The organism is Pseudomonas sp. OVF7 (assembly GCF_030644265.1).
Taxonomy (GTDB): domain Bacteria; phylum Pseudomonadota; class Gammaproteobacteria; order Pseudomonadales; family Pseudomonadaceae; genus Aquipseudomonas; species Aquipseudomonas gorinensis.
The window spans coordinates 4,159,917-4,177,397 of record NZ_CP128996.1; the positions used below are offsets into that span (position 1 = coordinate 4,159,917).

At 61.5% G+C, this 17,481-nt stretch carries 14 protein-coding genes; 7 read left to right on the forward strand and 7 right to left on the reverse strand.

The features are described 5' to 3' along the window. Positions 1–33: 33 nt before the first annotated feature. On the forward strand, positions 34–954 hold the full coding sequence (locus tag QU606_RS18850) for a universal stress protein (RefSeq protein ID WP_304997327.1): 921 nt from the start codon (positions 34–36) through the stop codon (positions 952–954). Positions 955–1,060: 106 nt separating this feature from the next. Beyond that, positions 1,061–1,315 (forward strand): Lpp/OprI family alanine-zipper lipoprotein, encoded by a 255-nt coding sequence (locus QU606_RS18855; protein ID WP_304997328.1) that lies wholly within the window; start codon positions 1,061–1,063, stop codon positions 1,313–1,315. Between the two features lie 38 nt (positions 1,316–1,353). On the opposite strand, the gene QU606_RS18860 is transcribed toward QU606_RS18855, so the two are convergent. Together QU606_RS18860 and fnr are read right to left on the reverse strand one after the other, a co-directional pair. Continuing rightward, positions 1,354–2,337: a zinc-dependent alcohol dehydrogenase family protein gene (locus tag QU606_RS18860; protein WP_069076080.1), complete on the reverse strand. Its 984-nt coding sequence runs from the start codon at positions 2,335–2,337 to the stop codon at positions 1,354–1,356. A gap of 15 nt (positions 2,338–2,352) precedes the next feature. After that, entirely contained in the window at positions 2,353–3,093 is a 741-nt protein-coding gene (gene fnr, locus QU606_RS18865) for a fumarate/nitrate reduction transcriptional regulator Fnr (protein WP_041161215.1), read from the reverse strand. A gap of 258 nt (positions 3,094–3,351) precedes the next feature. Between fnr and QU606_RS18870 the strand changes: the two genes are divergently transcribed. After that, a complete protein-coding gene (locus QU606_RS18870; RefSeq protein WP_069076081.1) occupies positions 3,352–5,721 on the forward strand; it encodes a phosphoketolase in 2,370 nt (789 codons plus the stop codon). Positions 5,722–5,732: 11 nt separating this feature from the next. Here the strand turns inward: QU606_RS18870 and QU606_RS18875 are convergent, their stop codons facing one another. From QU606_RS18875 to QU606_RS18885, 3 genes are all read right to left on the reverse strand, one after another. Continuing rightward, positions 5,733–6,158, reverse strand: coding sequence for a potassium channel family protein (locus tag QU606_RS18875; RefSeq protein WP_024075514.1), 426 nt, complete (start codon positions 6,156–6,158; stop codon positions 5,733–5,735). An 8-nt stretch (positions 6,159–6,166) separates the two neighbouring features. Next, positions 6,167–8,008 (reverse strand): ATP-dependent zinc metalloprotease FtsH, encoded by a 1,842-nt coding sequence (gene ftsH / locus QU606_RS18880; protein ID WP_193689314.1) that lies wholly within the window; start codon positions 8,006–8,008, stop codon positions 6,167–6,169. Positions 8,009–8,087: 79 nt separating this feature from the next. Continuing rightward, on the reverse strand, positions 8,088–8,735 hold the full coding sequence (locus QU606_RS18885; protein ID WP_024075512.1) for a BON domain-containing protein: 648 nt from the start codon (positions 8,733–8,735) through the stop codon (positions 8,088–8,090). A gap of 295 nt (positions 8,736–9,030) precedes the next feature. Between QU606_RS18885 and QU606_RS18890 the strand changes: the two genes are divergently transcribed. From QU606_RS18890 to QU606_RS18900, 3 genes are all read left to right on the forward strand, one after another. Further along, positions 9,031–9,951 carry a universal stress protein gene (locus tag QU606_RS18890; protein ID WP_024075511.1) on the forward strand — a complete coding sequence of 307 codons (921 nt, stop codon included), beginning with the start codon at positions 9,031–9,033 and terminating at the stop codon, positions 9,949–9,951. Positions 9,952–9,986: 35 nt separating this feature from the next. After that, entirely contained in the window at positions 9,987–11,369 is a 1,383-nt protein-coding gene (locus QU606_RS18895) for an MBL fold metallo-hydrolase RNA specificity domain-containing protein (protein WP_069076084.1), read from the forward strand. A 121-nt stretch (positions 11,370–11,490) separates the two neighbouring features. Then, positions 11,491–12,180, forward strand: a complete 690-nt coding sequence (locus tag QU606_RS18900) for a BON domain-containing protein (protein ID WP_150055759.1) — start codon at positions 11,491–11,493, stop codon at positions 12,178–12,180. Positions 12,181–12,646: 466 nt separating this feature from the next. Here the strand turns inward: QU606_RS18900 and QU606_RS18905 are convergent, their stop codons facing one another. Together QU606_RS18905 and QU606_RS18910 are read right to left on the reverse strand one after the other, a co-directional pair. Next, on the reverse strand, positions 12,647–13,684 hold the full coding sequence (locus QU606_RS18905; RefSeq protein WP_168233670.1) for an IS110 family transposase: 1,038 nt from the start codon (positions 13,682–13,684) through the stop codon (positions 12,647–12,649). A 137-nt stretch (positions 13,685–13,821) separates the two neighbouring features. Beyond that, the gene (locus QU606_RS18910) at positions 13,822–15,675 is read right to left on the reverse strand and encodes a response regulator (protein WP_304997329.1); all 1,854 of its coding nucleotides are present in this window, start codon (positions 15,673–15,675) and stop codon (positions 13,822–13,824) included. Between the two features lie 398 nt (positions 15,676–16,073). Here QU606_RS18910 and QU606_RS18915 point away from each other — a divergent pair, with 398 nt between their 5' ends. Then, positions 16,074–17,456 carry an NAD-dependent succinate-semialdehyde dehydrogenase gene (locus QU606_RS18915; RefSeq protein WP_102623339.1) on the forward strand — a complete coding sequence of 461 codons (1,383 nt, stop codon included), beginning with the start codon at positions 16,074–16,076 and terminating at the stop codon, positions 17,454–17,456. Positions 17,457–17,481: the final 25 nt, after the last annotated feature.

The window sequence follows — 17,481 nt, forward strand, 5'->3', positions numbered from 1 at the left end:
CGCCAACGTGGCCGGCGCCCGAAGAGGTGTGAAATGAGCCAGTACCAACGTCTGCTGCTGATCACTGATCGCACGCTGTATCACTCCCCGGCGCTGCTCCGGGCGGTGTCACTGGCCAAGGCGTGTAACGCGACCCTCGATGTGCGGGCGTTCATCGAACCCGCGCCGATTATCCACTTGTGGGAGGCGCGCGTGGACGAGTCGGTGTATCAGGACTACCTGAGCCGCTATCGCCACTGGTTGGTCGAAGAAATCCAGCGCCTGGGCGGCACAGCGCTGAAGGTCTCGGTGGAACTGGTATTCACCACCCACCCCTTGCTCGACATCCTGCGCACCGTCGCTGACTTGAACCCGGACCTGGTGATCAAGGATGTGAAGCTCGAACCCCTGCTCAAACGCGTGTTCATCACCCCCCTTGACTGCCAACTGCTGCGTGAGTGCGCAACGCCGCTGCACCTGGTGAGCGAGGCCCGCTATGGCTTGCCCCACCGCGTAGTGGCAGCGGTTGATCCGTTCGATCCCGACACGCAGATCAGCGGCTTGAATGACACCATCATTCAGTGCGCCTACGCCCTGGCCCTGCAATGCGATGCGCCGTTGCACCTGTTGTACGCCTACGACCTGTCGCCCGCGTTCAATGGTGACGCGCCGCTGGTGATGGGCGGCTGGAGCGTGGACTTCGTCGAAGAGTTGCGCCAGTCCCTGCATCAGGCGTTCGTGTCGTTGGCTGACCGCTATGGGGTGCCACCGGAGCGGCGGCACTTTGTCATGGGCCAACCGGTGCCAGTGATCCAGGAGTTTGTCGAGCAGTACCTGGCGGATGTGGTGGTCATGGGCACCGTTCACCGGGTCGGGTTCGACCGACTGGTGGGCAGCAACACCGAACGCGCTTTGTATTCGGTACCGGGCAGCATTCTGGCGATCAGGCAGCCGCCAGCGAGCATCGACGGGTAGGGCGACTGTCCACTTGTTGACGAAGATCAGAGGGACACAGGCCCAGCGCCAGATACTGGAAACGAATGCCGCTGATCGATCAATGACCTGAAACGAGGGATGCACCGTGAACAAATACCTGTCCATTTCACTGCTGGCAGTATTGCTGGCAACCTCCGCCGGCTGCAGTCATCAAGCCGCCAAAACGTTGGATGCGCGCCTGGAAGCCGCGGAAAACACGGCCGCCACGGCGCGCCTGCGCGCGGATGAAGCCTACCTCAAGGCCGATCAGGCGGCGGCGTTGGCCAACCAGGCCCAGCGCACCGCGGACGAAGCCAATGAACGGGCGATCCGCATGCTGACGACCGCCACCAAGAAATAGCCGGCGCGGCCTGTGTTCGGCGGCCGGCGCGCCGCCGTTCATGGCGTCAGCACGATCGCGCCGTTGAACTGCCCCGAACGCAAATGCGCCAAGGCTTGATTGGCCTCCTCCAGGGCAAAGCGGGTGATGTCGCAATGCACGGGCGTGTGCTGCAAGGTTTCGAAAAATGCCGCACCGTCGTGCCGCGTCAGGTTGGCCACCGAACGAACGCTGCGCTCGCCCCACAGCAACCGATAGGGAAAGGCCGGAATATCGCTCATGTGGATCCCGGCGCAAATCACACAGCCGCCTTTCACGGTGGCCGCCAACGCCAGCGGGACCAAGGCGCCGACGGGGGCGAAAATCAGGCTGGCATCCAGCAGGTGAGGAGGGGCCTGGTCCGAAGGGCCGGCCCACACCGCGCCCAGGGAGCGGGCATACGCCTGGCCGGCGCTGTCATCCGGGCGGGTGAACGCGTACACGGTTTGCCCACGGCCCAGGGCGACCTGAATCGCCAGGTGCGCCGCCGCACCGAAGCCGTAAAGCCCCAGGTGGCGGGCGTCGGCAGCCATCTGCAAGGCGCGAAAGCCAATCAGCCCGGCACACAACAACGGCGCGGCTTGAACATCGGAAAGGTCGGCGGGAATCGGCAGGCAAAAGCGTGGGTCAGCCAGCGTGTATTCGGCGTAACCGCCGTCCAGCTGGCAACCGGTGAACTGCGCCCGATCGCAAAGGTTTTCGCGGCCGCTGCGACAGAAGTCACAGGTGCCACACGTCCAGCCTAGCCAGGGCACCCCCACGCGCCGGCCGATCCAACCCACGTCAACAGCAGCGCCCACGGCGGTCACTTCTCCGACAATTTCATGGCCTGGCACCCGTGGCAGTTGCGCTTGGGGCAACTCACCGTCCACCAGGTGCAGGTCGGTACGGCACACGCCACAGGCCAGCACCTTGATCAACAGTTGCCCGGCGGCAGGCGTCGGGATCGGCCGTTGCTCAAGTTGCAACGGCTGGCCGGGGGTGTGCAGAACCATGGCACGCATGACGCATCTCCAGCGTTAGAGGGGGCGATGACAGCCTGCCACCAGGTGCTTGAGGCCCTCCGGGTCCTGGATCGTGACATTTCGCCCCTCGACATGGGCCAAGCCCTGATCGCGCAGGTGCGCAATGCCTCGGCAGATGGTTTCCAGGCGCAGGCCCAGGTAGGAGCCGATTTCTTCGCGGCGCATCTTCAACACGAAGTGCCGGGCGGAATACCCGCGAGCACTCAAGCGTTGCGACAGGCTCAGCAGGAACGCCGCCAGGCGCTCATCGGAGTTCATCTTGCCAATCAGCATCAGCAGGGTGTGATCCTGCACGATTTCACGGCTCAACAGCCGGGTGAGGTTGTGCTGCAGCGAAGGCAACTGGCGGGCGAGGTTTTCCAGGTGGGTATAGTGGATGGGGCAGACCTCACTGTCCTCCAGGGCTACCGCTGTGCAGGCATGCGCGTCGGCACTGATCGCGTCCAGGCCGAGCATGTCGCCGGCAATGTGAAAGCCGGTGACCTGTTCACGGCCGTCGACCGAGACCATGCCGGTCTTGAATGAACCGATACGCACCGCGTACAGCGAGCGCAGCGGATCGCCTGTACGGAACAGGGCTGCGCCTTTTTTTACCTTGAAGCGTTGCGCGACCAGCGTGTCCAGTTGCGCCACCTCGTGCCCCCCAAGGCCGATCGGCAGGCACAGCGCCGACAGGGCGCAGTCGGAGCACTTCGTCTTGAGGGGGCGAAGTGGCTGCGGGCGCACTTGAGGCATGGAACGTAAGGCCGTCGGATTGTCGACCACAAACAAATGATGGACTGTCATACATGCACTCCGTCCAGGCCTGAGCCTGAGTGTAGGGACGAAAGGAAGTGGCACTTTCTGCACCCTTTGTTCGGTCTGCCCGCTTCCCACGTTCATTGAGCTTGAGCCCCGGCTTCAAGACTTGACGTACATCAAGTCTCGCGCATTCGAGGCCCACAGAATCGACGAATGACAATCCATGTTTCGAGCCTGGGCGGAGGGGGGGTTATGAGCGATTTCTTGAGTGCCGAGGAACTGGAAGGGCTGGACGCGTATTGGCGCGCGTCCAATTACCTGGCGGTGGGGCAGATCTACCTGAAGAGCAACCCCTTGCTCCAGGTTCCCTTGACCCAGGCGCACATCAAGCCGCGCTTGCTGGGGCATTGGGGCACGACGCCGGGGCTCAATCTGCTCTACACGCACCTCAACCGCCTGATCACCCAGTACGATGTCAACCTGCTGTTCGTCGCCGGGCCCGGCCATGGCGGGCCGGCGGTCGTCGCGCAGACCTACCTGGAGGGCACCTACACCGAGTGCTATCCGTCCGTGGAGCGCAATACCAACGGGTTGCTGCGCCTGTTTCGACAGTTTTCCTGGCCCTATGGCATTTCCAGCCATGTCTCGGCACAGATCCCAGGCTCGATCCATGAAGGCGGTGAACTGGGTTACTGCCTGGCCCACGCCTATGGCGCGGTGTTTGATAACCCGGACCTGATCGTCGCTTGCGTGATCGGTGACGGCGAGGCCGAAACCGGCCCGCTGGCCGCCAGTTGGCACGCCAATAAATTCATCAACCCGGCGCGTGATGGCGCGGTGCTGCCGATCCTGCACCTCAACGGCTACAAGATTGCCAACCCCACCGTCCTGTCCAGGATCAGCGAAGAAGAGCTGTCAGCCCTGCTGTATGGGTATGGCTACGATGCCTACTTCGTAGAAGGCGATGAACCGGCGCAGGTCCATCAAGCACTGGCCCGCACCTTGCACACCCTGCTGCTGAAGATCCGCGAGATCCAGCACGCGGCTCGCCAGCCACGGCGCAACGCGGCGCCGGAGCGCCAGCTGTGGCCCATGTTGGTATTACGCACGCCCAAAGGCTGGACCGGGCCGGCATTTGTCGATGGCTGCCGGGTCGAAGGCACATGGCGCGCCCACCAGGTCCCCTTGGCCAACTTCCAGGTGCCGGGCCATGTGCAGCAACTGGAGGAGTGGCTGAACAGCTATCGCCCCAACGAACTGTTTGATGCCGATGGGGCCTTGCTGCCGGAAATCGCGGCCCTGGCGCCCACCGGACACCGCCGCATGAGCGCCAACCCCCACGCCAACGGCGGGCTGTTATTGCGCCCGCTCGACTTGCCACGTTTTGCCGATTACGCCGTCGAACTGCCAGTGCCCGGTTGCCGGCGCGCCGAGGCCACTCGGGTCCTGGGATTTTTTCTACGCGACGTGATGAAAAACGCCCAGGGTGCCGGCAACTTCCGCTTGTTTGGCCCGGATGAAACCGCCTCCAATCGCCTGGACGCGGTCTACGAGGTCACCGCCAAGGCGTGGATGGACCCATTGGAGGCCGACGACCAGAACCTGGCGATTTCGGGCCGGGTCATGGAGATCCTCAGCGAGCACGTCTGTGAAGGCTGGCTTGAGGGCTATCTGCTGACCGGGCGCCATGGCTTGCTGTCGTGCTATGAGGCGTTTATCCATATCGTCGATTCCATGGTCAACCAGCATGCCAAATGGCTGAAAACCGCCGCCGGCGTGCCCTGGCGCAAGCCGGTGGCCTCGCTCAACCTGTTGCTGACCTCCCATGTGTGGCGCCAGGACCATAACGGCTTCTCCCACCAGGACCCCGGGTTTATCGACCTGGTCGCCAACAAGAAGTCCGACGTGGCGCGTATCTACCTGCCTCCCGACGCCAACTGCCTGTTGTCGGTGGCCGATCACTGCCTGCGCAGCCGCAATTACATCAATGTCATTGTGGTGGGCAAGCAACCGGAGTGGCAGTGGCTGGATATCGACGCGGCCGTGCGTCATTGCCTGGCGGGGATCGGTCGCTGGGGCTGGGCCTGCCGTGACGATCAGGACCCGGATGTGGTCATGGCCTGTGCCGGAGACGTGCCGACCCTGGAAACCCTGGCCGCCGTGACCTTGTTGCGCGAGTACGTCCCGGACCTGCGGGTACGGGTCGTCAATGTGGTGGACCTGATGGTATTGCAATCGCCGTCCCAGCACCCCCATGGCCTGTCGGATACCGCGTTCGATGAGTTGTTCACCCCCGACAAACCGGTGATCTTTGCCTTCCACGGCTACCCGGCGCTGGTACACCGGTTGCTGTACAAACGCACCAATCATGACAACTTCCATGTGCGTGGCTTCAAGGAGGAGGGCGCCACCACCACGCCGTTCGACATGGCGGTGATCAACGACCTGGATCGCTATCGATTGGCGCTGGACGTCGTCGAGCGTGTACCTCGCCTGCAGGAACAACGCCACGCCGCACAATCGCGCTATTGGTCGATGATGGAGAAACACAAGTTGCACCTGATCGAGCATGGCGAAGACCTGCCCGAAGTCCTCAACTGGCAATGGACGCCGGCCACCTAGTGGAGGGGCCGCTACTTGCGTTTCCAGTACTTCTGCATTTCGAGAAACAGAAACGAAGCTGTCCAGGTGATCAGCACCAGACCGGTCAGCGCTTGCAGGCCGGTCAAGTACTTGAGATGGCCCACGGGGGTGATGTCACCGAAACCGATCGTGGTGTAGGTGGTAAAGGAAAAGTACACACAGTCCATGAACGAGCCGTCGAAGCGCCCCGACAGGCGGCCCCATTCGCCATAGCGCGTCATCAGGTAATAAGCCAGCGCAAAGCACCACACTTCGATCGCGTGCGCCAGCAGGGCACCAAAGACCCCGATTACCATCCTGAAGCGGCTCCAGACCCTGAGCCGCGGCAGCCAGTCGTTCAGCCGCAACAGGCATTCGTAGTGAATGACCACGGCCAGGATGACCACCAGCATGTTGATCAGGGTGACAGCCAGCATGGCAAGCCTCAGTGGGGGGCGTCGGAACCGATGCTCAGCGGTGCCCGTTGCTGCTGCGGCATGAGCGGCGCGAAGTCCTCCGGGGTCAGGCTTTCCTTTTGCATCAACAAGTGCGCACCGGCATCCAGGTCGGCGCGGTGCGCTTGGAGCAGGACCTTGGCGCGCCCATAGGCTTCATCGAGCAGGGCACGAATACACAGGTCGACTTCCCTGGCGGTCTGCTCCGAATAATCCTTCTCGCCGCTGCCCTGCATGCGCTCACCCAGGTACGTCATATTCTGGCGCTCCAGCACTGCTTGACCCAGTTCGGCACTCATGCCGAAGCGGGTCGCCAACTGCCGGGCGATATCCGTCGCGTGGGCCAGGTCATCGGCGGCCCCGGTGGAGATCTGACCGTAAATCAGAAACTCGGCGGCACGCCCGGCCATCAGCACGACCATGCGGTCCTTGAGCATCTGGCAACTGATCAGGAAGTGGTCTTCGGTCGGGCGTTGCAAGGTGTAGCCCAGGGAGCCAATGGCCCGCGGCACGATGGAGACCTTGTGCACCGGGTCCATGTCCGGCAGGTGACTCGCCGCCAGGGCATGGCCCATCTCGTGGTAGGCCACGACCTGGCGTTCTTCCGGGCGTAACACGCTGCTCTTGCGTTCGAGGCCGGCGACCAGACGTTCCACGGCCGCGGTGAAATCCTCCAGGCCGACCGTGTTGGCGCCACGGCGGGTGGCCACAATCGCCGCCTCGTTGACCAGGTTGGCCAGGTCGGCGCCGGTGAAACCGGTGGTGATGTCGGCAATCTGTTCGCTGTCGAGCGCGGGGTCCACGGTGATTTTTTGCAAGTGGACCTTGAGGATCGCCTGTCGACCTTTGCGGTCGGGTCGATCGATCAGGACCTGGCGGTCGATCCGGCCGGCGCGCAACAGCGCCGGGTCGAGCACTTCCGGGCGATTGGTCGCGGCCAGCAGCACCACGCCTTCACGGGGGTCGAAGCCGTCCAGTTCGGCCAACAGCTGGTTAAGGGTCTGCTCTTTTTCGTCATTGCCGCCCAGGACCCCGACGCCGCGCATCTTGCCCAAGGCATCCAGCTCATCGATGAAAATGATGCAGGGGGCGGCCCCCCGCGCCTGTTCGAACAGGTCATGGACCCGCGCGGCACCGACGCCCACGAACATTTCGACGAACTCCGAACCCGAGATCGAGAAAAACGGCACCCCGGCCTCGCCCGCAATGGCCTTGGCCACCAGGGTCTTGCCGGTGCCTGGCGGGCCGACCAGCAGCGTGCCTTTGGGAATATGCGCCCCCAACCGTGCGTACTTGTCCTTGTCCTTGAGGAACGAGACGATTTCCACCAGTTCGGCCTTGGCCTCGTCGATGCCGGCGACATCCGCGAAGGTGACCCCGGTGTCCCGTTGGACAAACACCTTGGCCCTCGACTTGCCGATGTTCATCAGCCCGCCAAGGCCCTGTTTTTCCGCGACGCCACGAAACAGGAAGTGCCAGACCACCATGATCAGGACAAAAGGCAGCAGCCAGCCCAGCAGGCCGTTCAAAAAGGTATTGTCATTGACCCCGGTAAAGCTCGCCCCCGATTGCGCCAGGTTCGCGGCCAGCGCGGGGTCGACCCGCACGGTGGAGAACAGGTTGTGGCCGTCGATCGGTACTTGCAATTTGCCGCTGATCTGGTCTTTCTCGACCAGCAGGTCGCTGACTTTCTGCTCGTTCAACAATTGCAGAAACTGACTGTAGGGGATGCTTTGCACCACCCGATGTTCCATCCACAGAAACTGCGCAACGGTGAACACGACAAACGCGGTCAGAAAGTAAGACAGGTTCCATTGATGGTTCTTTTTCATGACCTTGACTCAAAAAAAGGCACGCAAAGCAGACACAACCGTTGAATGCCCCGGTTGATACCCTGGGGCATTCCTCACCTCATGCAAGCAGCAAGTGATCTTCCACCCGCCTGACGCCAGGCACCGACCAGGCCGCCCGCTCCACGAGCTTGCGCTCACGCCACAGGTGCACCTTGCCGTCGAGCCTGACCACATCACCGTCGACCCTGACGTGAATATCCTTGGCGTCCACTTCGGCATTGCGCTTGAGCGCTTCTTCGATGCGTTTGCGGATATCGACGATGTCCACTCGGGGGCTCAGGGTCAGCCGATTGTCTACGCCGAGTACGCCGGATAGCTTGCGCACCGCTTTTTCTACGGTTTCCTTCTGGTATTGCCAGTCAACTTCCCCTTCAAGGGTGATCCAGCCGTGTTGAACGATGACTTTAACGGCATTGGGAGGCACGTCGGCGCTCCAACTGATGATGCTCAGGGCGCGGGCGGCGATGGTGTCGTCCGCAGTGCCGGCGCCTTTGTTCAGCCGGACCTGGATCTCCTCGGCGACGGCGCGCACGCCTTTGACGGCTTTGACCGCGCGTTCGGCGCGGACTTTTTGATCATAACTGCTGACATGTCCGGTCAGCGTGACTACGCCTTTTTCCACGGCAACACCGATGTTGGCTGCATCGATCTGTGGTTGGAACTCCAGCTCTTCCAAAATGGCTTTGCGCAAACTCAAGTCGCTCATGATGGTGTCCTCCGTCCAGTTAGTGGCTCATGACGGGCCGTCAGTGGCCAGTCACTGGTTTCTACGCCCGCGCCGCGGGAAATCATTGAGCTATATCAACAAGGGGTGAGTGAGCCGCAGGTCGATCCACGGTTTACGTGAAAGCCAGCCATTATTTGACAAAAATCAGAGTGCGTACCTTTCCGGGTCTGATACTTCAACCACTACTTTTTCAATCTGGATGAAGGGGGCATGGGGCTCGACAGGCAGTTGAGTGGCAGTCAGGCGGTAACGCCGGCCCGGATTGAGGTATGTGATGCTCAAACTCAAACGTATCTTATTGATCGCACCCTCCGAGATGACGCGCACCCCTGCCTTTGATCGGGCTCAGGCACTGGCCACTGCCAGCGGGGCATTGCTGCATATTGTGGCGTTCGACTATGTCACGCCGCTGGCGCTGGCTGGCGTGTTTGACCATGACGCGATGGCCCAGGCCAGGGAAGGCTACCTGCAGGTCCACCGTCACTGGCTGGAACAGCAGATACGTTTCCTGCGGCGCACCGGGTTGCAGATGACCAGTGAGGTGGTATGGGCCAAGCCAAGCCTGTCGCAGGTGCTGGACTACGTGAACGACTTCCACCCGGACCTGGTGGTCAAGGATGTGGAACATGTTTCGGCGCTCGAGCGCACCTTCCACCGCCCCCTGGATTGGCTGTTGCTGCGCGACTGCCCGGCCTGCCTGCACCTGGTGACCAACGCCAAGCGCCCAAAGCCGTTGAAAGTGCTCGCCGCCGTTGATCTGTCACACCTGGAAGAGCTGACCTTCGGGCTGAACGAGCGCGTCGTCGAAATGGCGTCCACCTGGGCGCGGGCCTGCGAAGCGCAACTGCATCTGTTGAATGTCAGCAACTGGGCGGTGGTGGGCGATACGGCCCTGAGCGTGCCTACCCACAGCCTGGAAAGCAGTTTGAGCGAAGCCGTCAACGACGCCCAGGCGGAAGCCTTTGATGAGCTTGCCGAACGCCATGGCATCGAAAAAAAACGCCAACATGTGCTCAGCGGCATGCCCCACAAAGTGATCAGCCAGTTCGCCCGCCAGCATGCCTTCGATGTGGTCGTGCTCGGCACGGTCTATCGCGACCGGCTCGATCGGATGCTGGGCAGCACCGCCGAAAGCGTGCTGAACCGCACGTCCTGCAGTTTGATGATCGTCAAGCCGCTGCCCCGGTCTGATTGAAACGGCCCATTTTTTAAACGATCAAGGAGACAAGCATGCGCATGACATTTCTGGGGGCCGCTGGCACGGTCACCGGCAGCAAATACCTGCTGGAGCATCGAGACCTGCACATCCTGGTCGATTGCGGCCTGTTCCAGGGCTACAAGCAACTGCGCCTGCACAACTGGGATGCGTTCCAGCTGCCGGCGCGCGACCTGCACGCTATCGTGCTGACACATGCCCACCTGGACCACAGCGGCTACCTGCCGCTGCTGGTACGCAATGGCTATCGCGGTCCCGTATACGCCACGCCCGCCACCTGTGAACTGGCCAAAATCCTGCTGCGCGACAGTGGCCGCTTGCAGGAAGAAGAGGCCGAGTTCGCCAACCGCCACGGGTTCTCCAAGCACACTCCGGCCTTGCCGCTCTACACCGAACAGGACGCCGAGCGGGCATTGAAACTGCTGCGGCCGATCGAACTGCAGCACCGCGTCGCGATTGCCCCAGGCTTGAGCATCCTGCTGCGTGATGCCGGGCATATTCTTGGTGCGGCGACGATCGAAATCGTTGCCGATGGCGTCACGCTGGTGTGTTCCGGTGACCTGGGGCGCCCGAACGATCCCTTGATGTTCGCCCCGCAAACCATCGAGCAAACCGACTATCTGCTGGTGGAATCGACCTATGGCGATCGTCAACACCCCGTGGAGCCGCCCGAGGAACAATTGGCGCAAGTGATCACCCGCACCGCGCTGCGCCACGGTATCACCCTGGTACCGTCGTTTGCCGTCGGGCGCGCGCAACTGCTGATGTATCACTTGTATCGCTTGAAACAACGGCATGCGATCCCGGACCTGCCGATCTACCTCAATAGCCCGATGGCAACGGACGTCACGCGTTTGTACCAGCGCTTTCGGTCGGAGCATCGGTTGTCGCTGGAAGAGTGCCAGGGCATGTGCGATGGCACGCACTTCGTGTGTTCCGTGCAACAGTCGATTGACCTGGACCAGCAACGCACCCCGGCGATCATCATTGCCGCCAGTGGCATGGCCACCGGTGGGCGTGTGCTGCACCACCTCAAGGCGCTGGCGCCCAACCCGCTCAACACCCTGTTGGTTCCCGGTTTCCAGGCCGGTGGCACACGCGGCGCACAGATTGTCGCCGGCGCGCCGTCGGTTCGTATCCATGGCCAGGACGTGCCGATCCGCGCAGAGGTCGTGCCCATGCAAACCCTCTCTGCCCACGCCGATGCCGATGAAATCATGCAATGGCTGCGCGGCTTCAAGCGCGCGCCGAAACATACCTATGTCGTCCACGGTGAACCCAACGCCTCGGATGTGCTGCGCCGGCGCATCAGCCAGGAGCTGGGCTGGTCGGTGTCGGTACCTGAGTATCGGGACTGTGTGGAACTGCCCGCCGTGGAGCGGCAATTGAGCGCTTAGCGCACGTACGTGCGGCGTCGGGGTAGTGCTTGGAATAGGTACTTTCCGACCTGCTCGGGCGGGTGGCAACGCGCTACGCTTGGGCGGCTTGAGACGTTTGCAAACATTCCGGAGCTTTTTTATGAATAGCGATGAAAAGCTGAGGCAGCAGGTGATCGACGAACTGAACTGGGACCTGGCGCTGAAAGCCGATCAGATTCTGGTCCAGGTGTCCGATGGTATCGTCACGCTCTCTGGCAATGTCACCAGTCATGCCGAGCGCTGGCACGCCGAACAGGCTGTGGCGCATGTGGCTGGCGTCGTGGACCTGATCAACCGCATCGACGTGGTTCTGCCTTCCAGCCATGTGCGTACCGACAGCGATCTGGTCGCCGCGGTCGCTTCAGCGTTGCAAGGGAACACCTCGCTGGCGGAACACCGCGTCAACATCAGTGTGACGGATGGCTGGCTGGTGCTCAGCGGTGAAGTCGATTCGGAGCATCAGCGCCAGGCGGCAGGATATGCAGTGCGCTATCTGCCGGGGATCAAGGGGATCAGCAACGATATCGTGGTCAAGACCCATGCCTCTGCGCAAACCATCAAGACCGATATCGAATCAGCGTTTCGCCGCAGAGCGATTATCGACGCCCACGGTATCGATGTGCGCGTGGACGGCGGGGACGTCACGCTTTCGGGTGTTGTCGGGTCGCTTCCCGAACGCGACATGGCGCGTTTGACGGCCTCGAGCACGGCCGGGGTGCAGAAGGTTGTCGACAACCTGGTGGTCGCGCCCATCGCCCAACAAACGAATGGCCCAGGTGGCGCGGCTTGACTCACGGGGCAGCGGATCTCCCTCCGTGGCGAGCGGGCTTGTCTGTGGCGAGCGGGCTTGCCCCGCGTTGGGGCGCGAAGCGGCCCCATTACCGGCGATGGGTTTTTAACTGACGCACCGCAGTGCCTGGCTTTGGGGCTGCTGCGCAGCCCAACGCGGGGCAAGCCCGCTCGCCACAACAAGCCCGCTCATACATGGACGCCCCCAGTATGCCAAGCGCTCAATTCGTGAAAACACAGACGGGATAAGGTTGCAGCCATACATCCGGACTTTAAGTGAGGCTATGCCTCTGTCCCTGATGGAATTCGCTGATCGGGCTCTTATCACCACAACGCGCTCGAAGCGCTGTGAGCGGAGCAGAGTTACCCGATCCCGGTCCTACCTGTCTTGCCATCACGTCATGATCGCCTGAGCAACCTTGGAAATACTCCCTCTAACGCACCACTTTTTGATTCCACCGAGCCGGCTACGCCCCTGTTACATCAGGGGTGTAGTCGGCTCGGAACTTGCTGCCATGGGCCAATAGTGCCCAGGCTATCCGGACAGTTTTATTAGCCTGAGCAACAACTGCAACGTTGGTGTGCCGACGAGCCAATAACCCCTTCAGCCAATCCGCCGAAGGATCTGTTTTACTCTCCACCACTCGAACCACCGACCGAGCGCCGTGAACCAGCAAAGTGCGTAAATAACCATCGCCCCGTTTACTGATCCCCAACAACGTGGGCTTTCCTCCGCTGGAATGTTGTCGTGGCACCAACCCCAGCCATGCTGCCATTTGCCGACCATTAGTGAAATTCTTCGCATCACCCACTGACGCCACTAGCGCGGTTGCAGTGAGCGGGCCGACTCCTGGTATTTCTGCCAGGCGGCAACTGTCTTCATTGCTGCGATGCCATTGTTGAATCTCCCGTTCCAACTCGACGACCTGTCGATCCAGCTCTTTGAAATGCTCACTCAAACGCTGCATCAGTTGGCGCAAAGATCGAGGAAGAGCGTTGTCACGATCTTCCAAAATGCCCGGCAAACGCTCGGTAATATGCCGAATGCCCTGCGGCAAGACCACGCCAAACTCTCCAAGAAGTCCACGAATCGAATTAGCTTGTGCCGTTCTGGCCTTTACGAATCCCTGCCGTGCGCGATGCACGGCCAGAATAGCTTGTTGCTCTACCGTCTTGATCGGCACAAAGCGCATGTTGGGCCGAGTAACGGCTTCACAGATTGCTTCTGCGTCAGCTACATCGCTTTTGTTCGACTTCACATAGGGCTTCACAAATTTCGGTGCCATTAACTTGACCGTATGACCAAGTGCCTGCAGTTTTCTTGCCCAGTAGTGGGCTCCGCCACATGCCTCCATGCCCACCAGGCACGGCTCTAACGTGGCAAAAAACGGTACAACTTGTTCACGTTTAAGCTGCTTCCTTAGCGCCGTTTTTCCTTGTTCGTCGATCGCGTGAAGTTGAAACAGGGCTTTTGCCAAGTCAACCGAAACAGTCGTAAGCTTCATGAGGACGCTCCCTTCCGTTAAGTGTGGGTAACACTTTAACTTTGGCACATAGATGCCGTTAGGAAGGGGGCGTCCATCCCATTACCACAGTAAGCCCGCTCGCCACAGGGGAATTTGTCAGGGCCTGAAAATCATGCTCACGGGGTGAGCCCCTTACCATGACCCGCGGCTGAAAGGGCTTTTTCACCGGCCGCGAGGGCGATGCGAGCCAGTTCGGGAATCGATTTGGCTTCGGTCCGGCTCATGATCGACGCGCGATGCTTCTCAACCGTCCTTTGGCTGATACCCAGCTCGAACGCAATGTTCTTGCTGGGGTGGCCGTCCAGGACCATCTCCATGATTTGGCGCTGGCGGGGAGTCAGGTGACTGATATGGTCAATGGCGGCCTGGCGAAGCGCCTTGAAGCCCTGGGTATCCGCTTGGTTGGCCAAGGCGTTTGTCAGGCTGGTCAATAGCTGCTGGTAACGGAACGGCTTTTCGATGAAGTCGCACACGCCGGCCTTCATCGCATCCACGACATCCGCGACGCGGCTGTTGCCACTGATCATGATGATGGGCAACTCGTCCCCCCGTGCCCTCAGACGCCCAACCACCTCCAGCCCGCTGATGCCGGAGGGGCGTGCTTCAATCACCAGGCAGCCCCGCTGATCGCCGGGATAGCGCTCGAAAAACTGCTCGGCGCCAGCAGCGTCACGCACGGGGTAACCTTGGGCCTCCAATACCCTGCGCAAGTTGTTGCGCAACGCCTCGTCCTCGTCCACGACGTAGATCACCGCGCCCGAAGACGCCGGCAGGGCACCTGGCGCATGGCCTGTGGCTGCCGCGCTCAGTGCGGTACCAAGGGTTGCGCGCAGCGTATTCAAGCTCACGGGTTTGCGCAGCAGCATGCAATCGGCGGCGAGGACCGCGTGGGCAACCTGCCGCTGGGTGTCGGCGGTCAGTACGATAGCCGGCGTGGTTCGGTTGAATTGATCGCGCAGTCGCTGCACCAACTGCACACCGTCCATGGCGGGGGCCAGCGCATGTTCGGTCAAGACCAGGTCGGGCTGGAGACCTGAGCGTGCCAGCCACGCCAACGCGGCGGCACCATCACTGACCGCAGCCGTTTGATAGCCCAACGAACCTAAGCCGCAGCACAGCATCTCGCGGAGCAGGGCCTGTGGCTCGACAACCAGCAACAGGCGATGGGACGCCGTGATCGGCGGTTTGATCGCGGTTTTTGGGCGTACCGACGACCGCGCTGACGGCACGCTGATGGAAATGAGCGTGGCTTTTCCGGGCGAGTACCGGACCTGCAACTGCGCCCCCAGCATTGCGCTCAACTCATAGGTTGAAAGCGCGCCCGCGCGGCCATAGGCATCCGGCAGGAAGGGCGCATGCACAGGCATCGACACGATGCGCAAGGCGGCCTCGCGGCTTTCACAGCCCGAACACCACAGTTCCAGGCTCAGCCATTGCAGATGGCGCCGGGCGCCCAGCGTCAGGCGACTGTTGCGGTTCGCGTGCATGAGGTTGTACATCAGGCTGCTCAGTACTTGCCTGAGGCCCTCGGGAAGGCTCCTGACCCATGCCGAGCACGGCACGATCCGCAGTTTGATGCGCCGGGCGACGGCCAACGGTAAACAGTCTTGGGCCAGTGCCTTGAACAGGGTTTGCACGGGGAAGTCCACGGCATCGTGCCGATCTCTCTCGGTGAGGGAGGAGGGCAGGTCGAGCGGGGTGTTGAACCGGCTCAACAAGTGCTCCACCGTGGCATCCAATTGTTCAAGCAGCCCTTGGGCAGGTGTCGCCGGATTCAGCTCATTCGCCTCGAGCTGCCCCGTGATCAGTGAGACCAACTGTGCTGTCTGGCGAAGTGTCTGGTCGATACCGCGCAGGCGTTCGACGCTGGGCGTGGTCTTGAGGGCCAAGGGTTGTTGAGCCGCAGGCGGTGCACTCCCAGATACCGTGTGCGGTAAGGCGTCCTCCGACATGGATTGGTTGACGTGCATGACTAACCCTCCTGACAAGACCCGATGGTGCGTTGCCTGCCGCGCAATCCTATGCGGTTTGTCCGACGCTTTAATTGATCTATGTAAGTATTTTCCGAGCTCCCACCTCTACCAGGGCCTTCTGCCTGGCGCCAATCGACAGCGCGTAAAGACGAAGCGCGACACCAACCTGTGCGAGACGTCAACTCGCTCGTCTGCGCACCACCGAAGTGCGCCCCCGGCACCGTTAAGGTGCTCGGCAATCACCCGCCAGCAGCCCTTGATAAAGGCTTATGGGTAGATTCCGACGCTAGTCACCTGCCCCCATAGCGACCATCGTAATCCTGGCTTATGGGCAGGGCGGATGCAGGCCGTGCGCTCTGCGTTGAATGACTCAATTTGAGGGGAAGGCAACCGTTATGGCTTACACGACGATCAATCCATACAACGGCGAGTTGCTCGCACAATTCGATACGCTGACGGCTGAGCAACTGGAGCGCAAACTGGCCGTCGCGGCGCAGTGCTACGCGGCGTGGAAAACCAAGACGTATGCCCAGCGTGCTTCGGTCATCGCCAAAGCGGCTGAATTGATGCATCAGCGCTTCGACACCCTGGCCCGTAAGATCACATTGGAGATGGGCAAGCGAATCAACGAGGCCCGCGGCGAAGTCAAGTTCAGCGCCGATATCATGGCGTACTACGCCAAGAACGCCGAGCGCTTCCTGGCGCCGCAGGCGCTGGAGCCGAGTGCGGGCGAGGCGCATATGGAGAGCAGCCCCATCGGCGTGGTCTTCGGCGTCGAACCGTGGAACTTTCCCTTCTATCAGTTGGCGCGCGTGGCGGGCCCGCACTTGATGGCCGGTAACGTGCTGGTGATCAAGCATGCCGGTTGTGTGCCGCAATGTGCGATTGCCTTTGAGCAGGTCCTGCTCGAAGCCGGCGCACCGGCGGGGCTCTATACCAACCTGCTGATATCCCACGAGCAGTCCAGGCAGGTGGTGGACGACCCGCGTGTGCGTGGGGTGGCATTGACCGGGAGTGTCGCCGCTGGCCGCAGCCTGGCGTCGTGGGCGGGACAGAACCTGAAGCCGTCCTCCATGGAGCTGGGGGGCAGCGATGCGTTCATTGTGCTTGAGGACGCTGACCTGGACCTGGCGATCAAATGGGCGATCTGGGGGCGGATGTATAACTGCGGGCAGACCTGCTGCGCGGCAAAACGCTTCATTGTCGTCGAATCCATGGCCGATGCCTTCCTGGAAGGCTTCAAGGCCGGGCTTGCGGCCTTGAAACCCGGTGACCCCATGGAGGAAAGCACCACCCTGGGCCCGCTGTCTTCGGAAGCAGCCTTGTTGCAGTTACTTGGCCAGGTGCACACGGCGACGGCCCACGGGGCACGGGTGCTGCTGGGGGGCGGGCGTATCGATCGCGCCGGTTCATTCATGACCCCGACCATCCTTACCGATATCGCCCCCGACAATCCGGCATTCCGCGACGAGTTCTTCGGCCCCGTGGCGCTGTTTTTCCGCGTCAAGGACGAAGAAGCCGCGATCGCCCTGGCAAACGATTCCGACTTTGGCCTCGGCGGGTCGGTGTTCACCCGTGATGTGGAGCGGGGACGTCGGGTGGCAAGCCGGATCGAGACCGGCATGATGTTTATCAACAACATCAGTTGGAGCGATGCCGAACTGCCCTTTGGCGGTATCAAGGATTCGGGCTATGGCCGCGAACTGGGCGACATGGGCATCCAACAGTTCGTCAATAAGAAACTCGTGCGTTACGTGTCGGCCCAGGCACCGGTCTGAAGCCTTATCCCGTCCCTATCCCGGG